10 protein-coding genes are annotated in these 14,018 nt (G+C 53.9%); 8 read left to right on the top strand and 2 right to left on the bottom strand.

Features of this window, described 5'->3' with window-relative positions; translation table 11 throughout:
- Nucleotides 1-6: 6 nt before the first annotated feature.
- Both KXU80_RS09090 and KXU80_RS09085 read right to left on the bottom strand, forming a co-directional pair.
- Nucleotides 7-1,986 carry a hypothetical protein gene (locus tag KXU80_RS09090; RefSeq protein WP_219837874.1) on the bottom strand — a complete coding sequence of 660 codons (1,980 nt, stop codon included), beginning with the start codon at nucleotides 1,984-1,986 and terminating at the stop codon, nucleotides 7-9.
- The gene (locus tag KXU80_RS09085; protein WP_219837873.1) at nucleotides 1,986-2,372 is read right to left on the bottom strand and encodes a DUF4280 domain-containing protein; all 387 of its coding nucleotides are present in this window, start codon (nucleotides 2,370-2,372) and stop codon (nucleotides 1,986-1,988) included. The genes KXU80_RS09090 and KXU80_RS09085 overlap by 1 nt, the downstream gene beginning before the upstream one ends.
- A gap of 219 nt (nucleotides 2,373-2,591) precedes the next feature.
- On the opposite strand from KXU80_RS09085, the gene KXU80_RS09080 reads away from it, so the two are divergent.
- From KXU80_RS09080 to KXU80_RS09045, 8 genes are all read left to right on the top strand, one after another.
- A complete protein-coding gene (locus tag KXU80_RS09080) occupies nucleotides 2,592-5,372 on the top strand; it encodes an adenylate/guanylate cyclase domain-containing protein (RefSeq protein WP_219837872.1) in 2,781 nt (926 codons plus the stop codon).
- A gap of 21 nt (nucleotides 5,373-5,393) precedes the next feature.
- Complete coding sequence (locus KXU80_RS09075; RefSeq protein WP_219837871.1) at nucleotides 5,394-5,924, top strand: GNAT family N-acetyltransferase; 531 nt, start codon at nucleotides 5,394-5,396, stop codon at nucleotides 5,922-5,924.
- 3 nt (nucleotides 5,925-5,927) lie between these two features.
- On the top strand, nucleotides 5,928-8,993 hold the full coding sequence (locus KXU80_RS09070) for a cyclic nucleotide-binding domain-containing protein (RefSeq protein ID WP_219837870.1): 3,066 nt from the start codon (nucleotides 5,928-5,930) through the stop codon (nucleotides 8,991-8,993).
- A gap of 137 nt (nucleotides 8,994-9,130) precedes the next feature.
- Nucleotides 9,131-10,348 carry a formaldehyde dehydrogenase, glutathione-independent gene (gene fdhA / locus KXU80_RS09065; protein ID WP_219837869.1) on the top strand — a complete coding sequence of 406 codons (1,218 nt, stop codon included), beginning with the start codon at nucleotides 9,131-9,133 and terminating at the stop codon, nucleotides 10,346-10,348.
- Nucleotides 10,349-10,510: 162 nt separating this feature from the next.
- Nucleotides 10,511-11,503, top strand: a complete 993-nt coding sequence (locus KXU80_RS09060) for an eCIS core domain-containing protein (protein ID WP_219837868.1) — start codon at nucleotides 10,511-10,513, stop codon at nucleotides 11,501-11,503.
- 168 nt (nucleotides 11,504-11,671) lie between these two features.
- Complete coding sequence (locus tag KXU80_RS09055) at nucleotides 11,672-12,124, top strand: GyrI-like domain-containing protein (protein ID WP_219837867.1); 453 nt, start codon at nucleotides 11,672-11,674, stop codon at nucleotides 12,122-12,124.
- Between the two features lie 21 nt (nucleotides 12,125-12,145).
- Nucleotides 12,146-13,096, top strand: coding sequence for a DMT family transporter (locus tag KXU80_RS09050; protein ID WP_219837866.1), 951 nt, complete (start codon nucleotides 12,146-12,148; stop codon nucleotides 13,094-13,096).
- Between the two features lie 41 nt (nucleotides 13,097-13,137).
- Nucleotides 13,138-13,944 (top strand): PhzF family phenazine biosynthesis protein, encoded by an 807-nt coding sequence (locus KXU80_RS09045; protein WP_219837865.1) that lies wholly within the window; start codon nucleotides 13,138-13,140, stop codon nucleotides 13,942-13,944.
- Nucleotides 13,945-14,018: the final 74 nt, after the last annotated feature.

Below are 14,018 nucleotides of genomic sequence, written 5' to 3'. Positions count from 1 at the left end.
ATATCGTTATGAGCTTAATAAGGACTTGGTTACTTGCAAGCGAACCGGATCCTTCTGCTGCTTGAAGTAGGTGAAGGAAAGGAAGTAGTCGCCGTACGTATAGACGACAATGCTCTTTTCGGCATTGATTTGTTCTTTGACGCCTTTAAGCTTGAGCGCGTTCACTTGGCTTAGTAGATCCGCAATAATAGTCTTGTTCCACAGGTTCACTTCGGCTACGTAGGCTTCCTCCGGGTTCGCCTCGTCCGGCTCAAGCTGGAAGGAGAGCTGGAAAGCGGCGTAGGTCATGAGAACAGGGCCGGTCTGCTCGACAGGAACGCCGTCGGATACCACGTCTTCCGCAGAAGTGCCGACAGGATCACTCGCATCGCTTGCGCTTGGGTCGGTGACAGTCGTTCCTGCCGTATCAGCTGGGACTGCGGAAGCTGTCTTGACCGACTTGCTGCTGTCCTTCTTGGTATCGGATGGGCTGCCTGAGGCAGCGCCGTTGTCTGTCGCTGCAGGATCGGCGGCAGTTCCGTTCGTGCCCGTTTCCTTGGCGTCGCCGCTGCTCGTGCCTTGGCTGTTCTCGCTAACGGTACCGGTCGAAGTGCCTCCGGCAGCCTTGGTATCGCCTGTGTCGGTTGTCGTGCTATTGCCCGTATCCGCAGCTCCACCGTTTCCTTCAGCGGCTGCCGTCCCTTGATCGGCAGGCGGCGTAGTCTCCGCAGCATCATCGCCTGTCGTTGTACTGCTGTCACCGCCGTCAGCCGGATCTGCTGCACTGCCGTCGGCAGCGGCTTCTTCCGGCGGCGCATCGGCTTCGCCCAGCACGTCCATCAGCTTCTTGCGCGTCAAGCTGATGAAGCCTGCCAAGTTAATTTTGCCCTTCTGAAAATAGCCTTTATAGACCGTATTGCCATCCGCATCGTTTAGGGCGCCAACGCCGTCGTATTGCCCGTTCTTATATTTGCCGGCATAGTGCACGACGCCGGTCAGCGGATCGAAGGACTGGCCGTCGCCATTTTTTACGCCGCTGCTGAATTGTCCCGTGTACACGGGCGTGCCTTTGCTGCCGAATAACGATCCGGCTCCGCTGTATAGTCCAAGCTGGAATGCGCCTTTGTATTTCACCGAACCGTCAGGGTTGTATTCCGTGCCTTCGCCTGAGAGCGCGCCGCTCTTAAACTCGCCTTCGAACTGCACGGAGCCGTCGGGCCGCATCAGCTTGCCTGCGCCTTCGTAGACGCTGTTCGCCCAGTTGCCTTCATAAACGACAGCGCCTTGCTCATCATATGACTTACCGGCGCCGCCGTAAGCACCCTGCAAGAAAGCACCGGTATAGAGGACGCTGCCAAGCTCATTGTACAAGGTGCCGTTTCCTTCGTATTTCCCCCCGGCAAAATCGCCCTCATAGTGCTTGCCGCCGCTTGCGAAGAAGAGCGTTCCCGGACCGCCGCCGTATTGATCCAAGGCAAACGTTCCTTGGTATAGCAGTTTGCCGTCCCCATCGAAGAGCTCGCCCATGCCGTTCTTAAGCCCTTTGGCAAAGTCACCTTGATAGAGCAGCTTGCCGTTCTTGCCATACAGCTTGCCGGTGCCGTCGTACAGACCGTCGACTAAACCGCCTTCGTAGATGAGATTGCCTGCCTCGTCGACTACTTTCGCCGATCCCGTGAAGTTAGCCGCATTTCCGGCAACCGCTTCAATCTTCGGTGTCCGAGCGAGCAGTTTATTCAATAGCTTGGGCGGTTTGATGAAACCGAAATAAAACACGACAAGGCCGATCAGCACGATGATTACGACAAGCTTCTTCGCGATGTAGAAGCGGCCGAACGGAATATAGTTTTTGACGGATTGCTCCGCGGGATTAAGAACGGTTTTAACCCATTTGCCCAAGAAGATGAGAACAAGCTTAGGCAGCTGCTTGGCGTACCGAAGCGGGAGCATGACGAGCTTTTTGAACGGTTTTATAAAAGGTTTGAGGAACTGCTCGAGTATTTTCATTAGGGCACCTGTATCGTGAACTGGCCGGCGACCGAGATTTGAATAACGCCGCCCCAGTTGCACATGCATTTCGAGGAATTGTTTAATGCGGGCATATTGCCGACGAGAACCGTCGGTGAGCCTGGAACCCATGGTGCAGCCGTAACCGGGATGCAAGGCATGGGTGTTAATACACCGAGCGCAGCAGCCGTCGCGGCGGCAACCTGGGGATTAGCCATGGAGCTGCACATGCCGAAAGGCATAACGTTGACCATCGGCTTGTTGTCCATAATGTTGGCGATCGGCGTCATGGTCATGACCCGGTTGGCCGGCAGTACATTGAGCGCACTGGGTGCCATGCCGAACGAACATTGCAGCATGGCGCCTTGACAAACAAGCTGACCCACTTAGAAAACTCCTTCATGATCCATATGTAACGCATCTATCGCATTGCTGCGAAATCCGAATCTCTCACCTTTCAATAGTACTATAAAGCCTTTAACAGCATCAATATAAGTTGTCGGTAATTGGCGAAAATATGCAATTATTTAATGTTGAAAGCCGAATTATGTAGTAGTATGGAAGTAATTCGTCATTTTTTCTCTCTGAAAGGGAGCGTCAGTTGGATGAAAAGGAAGAAGTCGCGCAGTTCACTGCATAATCGGAGTATAGGACTATCATGGCTTGCGATTCTAACGGTATGTTTAATAGGACTAACGACGTATGCAGCCATACATAGCAGCGAGCTGAAGCAAGGCCCCACGCAAACGAACATACCCCTCAGTAACCTCTCTGCCATGGCGGAGGACACGAGCGGCGGCGTATATGTCATCAGCAGCGCGAAGCAGCAGATCGAAGCCATCGATAAAGACGGTACGCTCAAATACCGCATCAATCAGAAGAGCGGCAATCGGCGCAACTTCTCGGAAATCGCCGTGGATGACAGCGGACGCTTGTACGTGATCAATACGGAGCTGGATACATACGGCTTGTATGTGAATGCAGAGGAAATCATCCGTTACACGTCCGCGGGCAAGCTGGACAAAGTGCTTTTCCAATGGAAGGGCGACAATACGAGCAAGCGAATCGGGCAGCTCAGATCGCTGCAAATCAAGGGCGATACGCTTTCGTTCTTCATCAGTCGTCAAAACGAGGTGCAGCAGAAGCAGCTCTCGCTGGTCAGCGGCAAATGGGAGCAGCCGTTTGCGTTCCAGCTGCCGCCTAACCGCTATCTATCGGAAGTCTACGGAACGGAGCCCGGCGCAATTTACTATACAACCAAGCGCGGCGCGATCTACAGCGTCGCTTCGGACGGTACAAGTAGCAGGCTCTATCCTGTTGCAGGTATGGAGCAGACACGTAAAAACTTTCCCGAGCGGCTCAAGCTGGACGGCAACGGGAGTTTAACCTTTGTGGATCGTTCCATCAATGCGGTTACGAGATTGACGCCTGACTTAACGAGTCCGATTTCGCTCTTGTTAGAAGAGAAGACGCTGACGGCTGCTGCTCCGCTGGCGGAGAGCGTGGAGATTGGCGACTTTCATCTTCATGCCGACGGAAGCATGGACATTCTGCTGGCTGATCGCATTATGAAACAAAGCAGTAACGGTGCCGTGACTTCCTTAACCGATCAAATCACCTTTAGCGGTAGCGAGCAATTCCGTTTGTGGCTTGTATGGGGAGCTGCCGCAGGAAGCGTCTTGCTGCTGATCGCTGTTTGCTGGCTGATCTACCTGCATGTGATGAGAAGGCGGATTTCATTCTTCCTGAAACAGATGGTCGCGTTCGTGCCGCTCATTATCGTTTCGATGATCGTGTTGTCCAACTCCATATATGACGGCTTCTCCGGCAAGATGGAAGAGGAGATGAAGCGGGAGCTGTCCGTTCTGGCACAGAGCGGCAAATATATTATCGACGGCGATCGGCTGGAACGCCTTACTTCGCCGAATGACTTTATGAACGTCGACTACCAGGAAATCAAACAGCGAATGAACGTGCTTTTTCAGCATGACAGCAGCATCGACCGCCGCGGGCTTTACAGCACGGTTTATAAATACGAGAACGGTAAGCTCTACATCATCGCAGACGACGATGACGGGGTGAACATGTTCAAGCCGTTTCCGCTGACGGAGAATAATTTGCCGGTCGTGGAGCAAGGACAGGTCATGAGCGGAAGCTGGGAGGACGCGAACGGTCAATGGACGTATGCGATCGCGCCGGTATATAACTCCAAGGGCGCCATTGTCGGCATCTATGAGACGGGCCGCGATTTGAACGTACTGCGTACCGAGAATTCCACCATTAATAGGTCGATCTTCAAAAATATTACGATTATTACCATCCTGATTCTGCTCGTGTTCATGATTTCTTCCTATTTCCTGCTCGCTTCGCTTCGGAAGCTTCGCAAAAGCGTCACCGAAATTACGAACGGAAATTGGGATGCAGAAGTACATATCCGTTCCAGCGACGAAGTGGCCGATCTGGGGCAGCAATTCAACCTCATGGTGCGGCATATCCGGCAGTATATCAATGATATTACGGCGTTCAGTGAAGCTTCCTTCCGTTTCGTGCCGCAGCAGGTGTTCAAGTATTTGGGTAAGCGGGGCATTCTGGATGTGCATTTGGGCGATCAAGTGCAGCAGAACATGGTCGTTATGGTCACGAAGCTGCGTACGTTCTATGAAATGTCGAAACGTCTGACGCCGAAGGAAAACTTTAACTTCATGAATTCGTTTCTCAGCCGCTTCGGTCCGCTTGTCCGCAAGGAGAACGGATTAATCAGCAACTATCTGGGCGCGGGCTTCATGACGCTGTTCCCGAACAGGACGGAAGAGGCCATTAAGGCTGCAATCGCGATCCGCAAGGAGCTTGTCGCCTATAACGGCCATCGCGGTAAAACGAATAAAAGTCCGGTCGATATCGGCATCGCCATTCACAAAGGACCGCTTATGCTCGGCATTATCGGCGAGGAAACGAAGATGGAAAGCAATGTGATTTCCGATGATGTGACGCTGACCTCGAAGCTGGAGGAGCTGTCCGAGCCGCTCGGCGTCTCCATCCTCGTTACCCGCGAAGCGATGGCATCCATGGATTCGCCTGAACGGTTTCAGTACCGCTGGCTCGGCCGTATTCATATCGAGGGCAAGGAAGAGGCCGTAGAGCTGTATGATATTTACGAGGGCGACAGCGAGCTTCTCCGCTCCGGCAAGGACAAGACGAAGAAATTGTTCGAGCATGGCATTCGGCTGTACCAGGAAGGCCGCTTCTTCGACGCGAGGGAAACGTTCGTGGAAGTGATTAAATGGAACCGGATGGATAAAGCAGCAAAGCTGTATTTCTATTTATGCGACGAGTATTTCCAACGGGGCACGGCTGTCGATTGGAACGGCACGCTGGCTGTTTCATAGCGATAGAGGAGGAAGACCGGTATGAGGCAAACGATGTATCATGTAGAGCCGCTTCTTCTGGAAGAGGATGCGAGGCTGATCAGCAAGTTTTTCCTGTCGGATGTTTCCTTCGACGACATGAATCATACGCCTGGTGAAATTCAGCATTACGAGACCAATCCGTTCAAGGCGCTGGTATCGGATTATTCGTATCGGTTCGTCAAGAATGAACGGAATGAAATGATCGGCGTAATTGGCTATTTGCAGAACGAGCAGCAGACAGGCGGGTATTATCTTGACTATCTCGTCGTTCACAAAGCATTCCGCAGGCATGGTATTGCGGCCCTGCTGCTGAACGACATGATTGGCGTATTGGAATTTCAAGAGGCTCGGTATGTGCTTACCTATACATGCGATACGGAATTATACGCGCCTGTTCGCCGGCTCTTCGAACGGACAGGCTTCTCGCTTGCAGGACGCTGTCCGGATTATTATTTTGAAGGCGAAGACCGGCTGATCTACAGCCTGAAGCTCGGCAGGCATCGAGTACATTCGAATAAACATGGTGCATAACATATGAATCAAACCTTATTACGCTCAATTGGCGCCAAATTCGATGACCGGCGGAAGCTGGCGATGATGGTGCCTGTTTTTTTTCTGTGCGGGATTGCCGAAATGCTGAATTACAATGGGTACATGACGCTGTTCAATCAGCGGTTCGGCAGTGAGTATTTGCCGTACGTATACGGGGCGGAAGCCGTGATTATGCCGCTAGAGGCTTGGTTCATGTCCTGGTTGACCAGCCGGCTGTCCAAACCGCAGCTGATGCGCACGCTATTTGCTATCATGGGCATCATTATCGCTTGTAATGCAGTTGTCCTGCTCATCTTTCATTTAGCGGATTTCAGCATGAGCGCCTATTATCCGTTCCTGTTTCTGAGCTCGAGCTTCGTGGTCAGGCAGCAGACGATCCTGCTGTGGAGCTTGGCCGTCGACCTATGTCCGACGCAGCAAGGAAAGCGGCTTATGCCCGTATTCGTTTCATCGGCGGCGCTTGGCGGCATCGCTGCAGGATTGCTGGCGCAAGTCGTGAGCCGCTGGCTTGGCGCAGACGCCGTCTATATGCTGGCACCGCTCTTTATGCTTGCTGGCGGCGTGAATTATTGGAAATCGATTGCAGCATACTTGGTTCCGTTAACGCTCAAGCAGGAACGAAGCGGCAATCGTGCTGCGGATGAGGGCGGACTGTCTTCGGCCGATTATTTCAAACGCACCTTTACAACGCCTTATCTGCTCATAGCGGTCGGCGTCATGACGCTGATGCCGGCCTTATATTTCCTGATGGAATACGTGTTTCTGAACGTGTCCAGAACCTATTATCCGACGGAAGCGTCTTTCGGTTCGTTCTTCGGACTTATAACGACGCTGTTGTTTACTGCCGCATTCCTACTCCAGCTGCTGTCCGCCCGTATTATGAACTGGCTGGGGCAAAGCAACATGCTTCCGGTCATTGCGATCGTCTTCACATGCGGATTTCTGCTTGCGGCGATTACGTTCGGGACAAGCGTCATTATATATGCCTTGTCCGTCGGTTACATGTTCCTCTACCTGCTGCTTTATTATTTTGCCGAACCGGCCAATCAATTGTTTTTCAAGCTGCTGCCCATTCGGCAGCGGGACGGTTATCGTTATGTCGCACAGGGGATTGCCGCGTCGGCGGGCATTCTGATCGGCGCGCTGCTGCAGGCGTTGCATGCCGGTCTCGGCATGCAGCTTCAAACGCTTGCCTGGTATGGCGCCGCAGGTGCTGTCTGTCTCGTCGGCTTGGCTTATGTCGGCCGGTATTTCTACATTCGCGAGTTGGTTCGCAGCGTTCAGCAGATGACGGATTCCGGTCATGACCTAGACGCTGCGTTCGACGAGTTTATGCGCGAAGGGCGTTCGGCGCTGCTCCTTGGCCAGCTGCTTGAATCGCCTAACGATTATTCCAAAGAAATTGCGCTTGGATTGATTGGGCGAACGCGGGATGCTTCTTATCTAGCACCACTCTTGAAGCTCGTTGATGATCGTAGTGCGAGGATTCGCATCGCATCGCTGCGGGCGATGAATTTGGAGCGCGCGGAGCTTCAGGCGTTGGTGAAGGTGGCTTCGTTTCTGGAGGACCCTGATTACGAGGTGCGCGCGGAAGGGGTGCGGCTGCTAGGCCGCGCTTCCCATATGTCCCATCAGGCGGTCTATTTCATCCGCTTGAAGCTGCTGGATGCCAATCCGAAAGTCGTCGCAGAGGCGGTAAAGGCGCTCTACTTTTTACAAAACGAACAGAGCTTCGAGGCCTGCTACGAGGTCATTCAGCGATATTTGAAAGAAGGCGGCGAGCCTGCGGTGTATATGTGCCGGGTGATCGCGGACCTGGGAATGTACAGCTTCCTGCAGGACGTCGAAGTGCTGCTCGGCGAATTTGATCCGGCTGTCCGCGCTGCCGCGATTGCCTGCATGGGAAAGCTTCAGCATAATGAAGTCGTGCCTTGGCTGCTGGAGCAGCTGGAATGGGCGGAGCCAGCGCTGTACGAGGTGACGATTGAAGCCTTAATCGATATGGGCGGCGGCGTGATCGAGACGCTGCTGCTTGTCATCGAGCAGTCTCAGCCGAAGGTGTGGAGCGCAGCTGTTCGAGTCCTCGCACGCCTGATGGATGAATCGCAATGCCAGGAAATCCTTATTCCGGCTTGCTTGTCAAAGCTGGCGGAGCTGCGCAAGCACCGCGAGATCGAATCCGCACTGCTGCTTCATGAACGCACCGATCGGGCAGAGCTGGCCCGCATGCGGCTTACAGAGCTCATGGGATTCGTGCTCGGAGGCGTATGGCTTGTCATGGCAAGACTGGGCGAAGAAGACGTGATCCAGTCGGTTAGACGTGCCGTTGAAGATTCGGATGAAGAGATACGGGAAAGCGGATTGGAGGCGCTCATGGAAGGAGCCGCCGACAAACGTATGAGTGGAGCCTTGATTACGCTGCTGGAAGTCTGGCAGGACGCGGCTCCAGAGCTGCCGTCAGCGGAGGAGGCAAATGTTGTCCTTCGCGCAGCGGCGGCTCAACAAGATATGTGGCTGCAATTGCTGGCATCTGAGGCGCTGCGGCAGAAGGAGGAAGCAGGAATGAGCGAGCATAAGCTGATGGGCATGCTGGATAAAGTCGTTTTCCTCAAGCAGGTGCCATTCTTCAGCGATCTATCGCTAGAGGAGCTCGGTTATATTGCCGGCGTGGCCGTGGAGGAAACGCACGCTGCTGGGTCACGGCTAGTCACCGCGTCGCAAGCCAATGCGAAACTTGGTGTCATCGTAGAGGGCACCGTGCAGCTCGTGAGCGGAGGAAGCCAAGGTGGAGTTATTGCGGAGCTTGGGGTTCGGGATGTCTTCGGCGAAACCTCCGCACTCGATGGAACGCCGGCAACCGCGACTGCCCGGGCATCCGTGGATGTACGTATCTTGTCCTTGGTAGGCGAGGAGATGGCAAAGCTGATTCGACTTCACCCTGAGATCGGCATAGGTTTGTTGAAAGCATCGCTCTCTAGAGTCCGCATGCTGGAGCAAGCGATTGCCGGACGCCTGCCTGACACAGAATCGGAAAGGCTGCGCGCTTAGCAGCCTCTTTTTTTTACTTCCTCTCGGATGGAAGAATAAACAAAAGTAAGGATAGCTTTTCCAACTGGAAGCGATTACAATGAGGAGTGAAGAACGAGGCAGCCCAATCTATGGATCACGGAGGAGAGACTGAAACCATGTCAGGAAATCGTGCGGTAGTCTATGTGGAATCCGGTAAAGTAGCGGTTCGCGATATCTCGTACCCGGAATTGATTCTGCGGGACGGACCAGGTGTCAACCCGCTCAATGTCGGCAGAAAATGTGAGCATGGCGTTATTTTGAAAGTCATAACGACGAATATTTGCGGCAGCGACCAGCATATGGTTCGCGGCCGGACGACGGCTCCGAGCGGCTTAGTGCTCGGCCATGAAATTACGGGCGAAGTCATCGAAGTCGGCCGCGACGTTGAATTTATAAAGAAAGGCGATCTGGTGTCCGTGCCGTTTAACATCGCATGCGGACGCTGCCGAAATTGCAAAGAACGCAATACCAATGTCTGTTCCAATGTCAACCCGGACCGACCGGGCTCAGCTTATGGCTACGTGGACATGGGCGGCTGGATAGGCGGCCAATCCGAGTATGTTATGGTACCTTATGCGGATTTCCAGCTGCTTAAATTTCCGGATAAGGATCGCGCGATGGAGAAGATTCTTGATCTGACGATGCTCTCGGATATATTCCCGACGGGCTACCATGGCGCGGTTAGCGCAGGGGTGAGACCGGGTTCAACCGTCTATGTCGCTGGCGCTGGACCGGTCGGACTTGCGGCTGCCCATTCGGCACAGCTGCTCGGCGCCTCGGTCGTCATCGTCGGCGATTTGAACAGCGAGCGTCTTGCCCAAGCACGCAGCTTCGGGTGCGAGACGGTTAATCTGCGCGAGCATCCGAATCTCGCTGAGCAAATTGACCAAATTCTTGGCGTGCCCGAGGTGGATTGCGCGATTGACTGCGTGGGCTTCGAAGCGCATGGTCACGGTAAAGCGCACGGCGAAGCGCCGGCTACGGTGCTTAATTCCATCATGGAAGTGACCCGTGCAGGAGGCAGATTGGGCATACCGGGGCTGTACGTCACCGGGGATCCGGGTGCTGTGGACGAGGATGCCAAGATTGGCACGCTCAAGATCCGTTTCGGGCTCGGCTGGGCCAAATCGCATACGTTTGTCACGGGCCAAACGCCGGTAATGCAGTATAACCGCGAGTTGATGAGCGCTATTCTGAGCGGCAGAGCACAGATCGCCAAAGCCGTCAACGCGACGCTGATTTCAATAGATCAAGCCCCAGCCGCGTATGCGGAGTTCGATCAAGGCGCATCCAAGAAGTTCGTGATCGATCCACACGGATCCGTTAGACGATAGGTGAGAAATACCGCTTTGTCTGTTTCCAGACAGGGCGGTTTTTTGTATTCGTTCATGCCATGCCTGTGACTATTGTTGCGCGCATCTCGTACATACTCGCTAAAATATGGTATATTAGTAGCAAAAGTACGTGAATGGTGTCGATACGAGGAGGCTGTAATCGTGAAAACATTCGGTTCGGGTAAATCCATCCGGAAAATGGACAAGAGCAGCTACAAGGGACAAGCTGCTCTTCGCTCCAAATCCAACCCATATGCACCTTTGCAGCGAGCGCTGGCAAGCGGAGCGCCGCTTCAAGCTGCTGAGATGCATGCCTTGCAGCGTTCAGTAGGCAACCAAGCTGCAGGTCAATTCATTGGAGCAGGCGGACGGCAGCCGATCATGGCCAAGATGACGATCAATCAACCGACGGATGCCTATGAATTAGAAGCGGACCAGGTGTCGTTTCGCGTTGCGAACGATCTTCAAGCCTCTTCCGGCAAGAGCGACGAACCCGTTCAACGGATGGAGCAGGGCGAATCGGAGGAAGAGGAGCTGCAGCTGAAGTCGGACAGCGCCGGCGTCCTGCAGCGGATGGAACAGGGCGAATCGGAGGAAGAGGAGCTACAGCTGAAGCCGGATAGCGCAGGCGTCCTGCAGCGGATGGAGCAGGGCGAATCGGAAGAAGAGGAGCTCCAGCTGAAGCCGGATAGCGCAGGCGTGCTGCAGCGGATGGAGCAGGGCGAATCGGAGGAAGAGGAGCTGCAGCTGAAGCCAGACAGCGCAGGCGTGCTGCAGCGGATGGAACAGGGCGAATCGGAAGAAGAGGAGCTGCAGCTGAAGCGCGATCCGTTCGCGGTCATTCAGCGGGAGGCCGAAGGAGCTCCGGAGGATGCCGGTCCGAAGGTGGAGGCGGCGATCGATGAATCCCGCGGCAAAGGACAGCCGCTGCCGGATGCGCTTCGCAAGAAGTTGGAAGCTTCGTTCAAGGCGGATTTCAGCAAGGTGTCCATTCATACGGACAATGCGGCAGACCAGCTGGCCAAACAGGTAGGCGCGCGTGCATTTACCACGGGTTCGGATATTTATTTCCGACAAGGCGAATTTAAGCCGGATACGGCAAGCGGCATTCAACTGCTCAGTCATGAGCTTACGCATGTTGTACAGCAAAGCTAAATAGAGTAGAAGGAGGCATTCTTTTCCACGCGAAAGGATGTCTTTTTATTTCCGGCAAGTCGTTTACAATCCATACGCAATTATTGCATTCCAAACGTCCGGTCAAACATGGTAAACTGATATCGGGTCAACCTGCGTTTCGCAATTTCCTGCGGGAGGTCATTCGCGATGAACAATTGCTCATTGATTACCAAACCTGCGATTAATATGGTTGGTATCAGCTATTGCGGTCCCTATTCCACATTTCCGGATGAAGCCATCCGTCTGCAGAGTGACTTTCTCTCCAGAAAGCATGAAATTAACGGTGACGTGAAAGCAAATGTGCTCTACAGTCCGTATTTCGGCAATGAGGTATTTGCTACGTATTGGGCTTGCTTCGAAGCTCCGCATTTGGAGCAGCTGCCCAAAGGCATGGTGCAATTCTCGATTCCAATGCGAACATACGCAATGGCCGTCTGTACGAACAAAAGAATCGGCGAGGGTTACGAGCAGCTGACCGCTTGGATGAACGAGCAGAACATAAAGAAGCGGGATAACGCCGTTTCCTTGGAAATCTTCTACATTGATGAACATTTGGAGGAGGAACAAGTAGAGCTGCTTATTCCGATTGACGAACACTAAAGTCACAAAGTAAGGAAGATTATGACAGCAGCTAAATTTTTCACGCATCCGCTTGGCATTTTTGGAGCTTCCGTCAGTGCAACTTTGCTCTGGGGAAGCTCATATCCATTTATTAAGCTTAGTTACGCCAGACTTGGCATCGGTTCTTCGGATACGCTGCAGCAGCTGTTGTTTGCCGGTTATCGGTTTACGCTGGCCGGGCTGCTTATTTTGGCGTATATGGTCATTCGACGAGAAAGCCTTCGTTATCAACGCGGCAGCGGGGGGATGGTCTCGTCGATTGCCATGCTCCAAACCGTGCTGCAATATACCTTCTTCTATGCTGGCTTATCGATGAGCGCAGGCGTTGCCGGAGCGGTTATTTCGGGAACGATCTCGTTCTTTCAAATCGTACTGGCCCATTTCATTTACAGGGACGACCGTATTAGTGGCGCCAAAGGAGCCGGTCTGCTGGTCGGATTTATCGGCCTGCTTGTGCTTGGCATAGCTAAGCATGACGGCGGAGCCGGCGGCTTGCATTTCTCGGCAGGGGAGCTGCTGCTCATGGCCGCAACGCTCTTCAACGCGTTTGCCAACCTCTTGTCTAAACGGGCAGCGGCAACGCTCAGCGTTTCCTACATTAACGGGTATCAGATGCTGCTCGGCGGCATTGTGCTCAGTTTAATCGCTGCAGGCGGGGTAGGCTGGACGCCGTTTCATTTTGACGGTATTGGGCTGCTTATGCTGCTGCATCTGGCAGTCGTTTCCGCGCTGGCATTCACGCTGTGGAACAATGTCATGAAATATAACCGGGTCGGCAGTGTTTCGATGTATTTGTTTCTCATTCCCGTGTTTGGCGTCCTGCAGTCGGCGTTGTTTCTTCATGAAGCGTTGTCCGCGGCCGTCTTGGCGGCTTTAGCGCTAGTCAGCGCGGGTATCGTTATCGTTAACCGGGGCCGCAGGCAAGCGGCAAGAACGCTGACGGAAGAATAGCAGCCGACCTAGGTCATTCGAACCATGAAAGAAGGATGCAGATGAAAACACCGATTGCAATCATCGATGCGTTCACGTCCGTTCCGTTTCGGGGGAATCCCGCTGCGGTCTGTCTCTTGGATGAACCGAAGAATGCCGAATGGATGCAGCTGGCGGCAGCCGAGATGAATTTGTCTGAAACGGCATTTCTGGAGCGGCGGGAAGATGGCAGTTATGGCCTGCGCTGGTTTACGCCTACGGTGGAGGTGGAGCTTTGCGGGCATGCGACGCTCGCAAGCAGCCATTATTTATGGACGAACGGCCTGCTGCGGCCTGATGAACAAGCGCGGTTCCAGACGCTGAGCGGCCTGCTGAAGGCAGATCTGACAAGCAGCGGCGTTACGCTCGATTTCCCGGCGGAGCCGGCTGCGCCGCTGACGGCACCTGAGGAGCTGATTCAAGGACTCGGGCTGATTCCGCGCTTCATCGGACGGAACCGGATGGATTATTTGGTCGAAGTGGACAGGGAGGACACGGTAAGAACGCTGCAGCCGGATTTTGCAATGCTGGCGCGGGTTCAAGCCCGTGGCGTCATCGTGACGAGCCGTGCCGATTCGAATGCGGAAGGGACACCTTATGATTTCGTATCGCGAGCCTTCTATCCGGCTTCCGGTATTAACGAAGATCCTGTGACCGGCTCCGCGCATTGTGCGCTTGGACCATATTGGCAGCGCAGACTTCGCAAGAACGTGTTGAACGCTTATCAGGCATCCTCAAGAGGCGGAGAGCTTACCATCGAGGTAACAGGCGATCGCGTGCTGATGACGGGGAGAGCCGTTACGATCATGAACGGATATTTGGAGATTTGACAGGAAAAGACGATGAAAATGGACCTGCCGCATGAGCCTGATGACAAAAATTTGGTTCTATGGATACAGGCCTC

Origin of the sequence: Paenibacillus sp. R14(2021) (assembly GCF_019431355.1) — a bacterium.
GTDB lineage: Bacteria > Bacillota > Bacilli > Paenibacillales > Paenibacillaceae > Paenibacillus_Z.
Note: the sequence above shows the minus strand (reverse complement) of the source record. Positions and strands in the feature narration are given on the sequence as shown.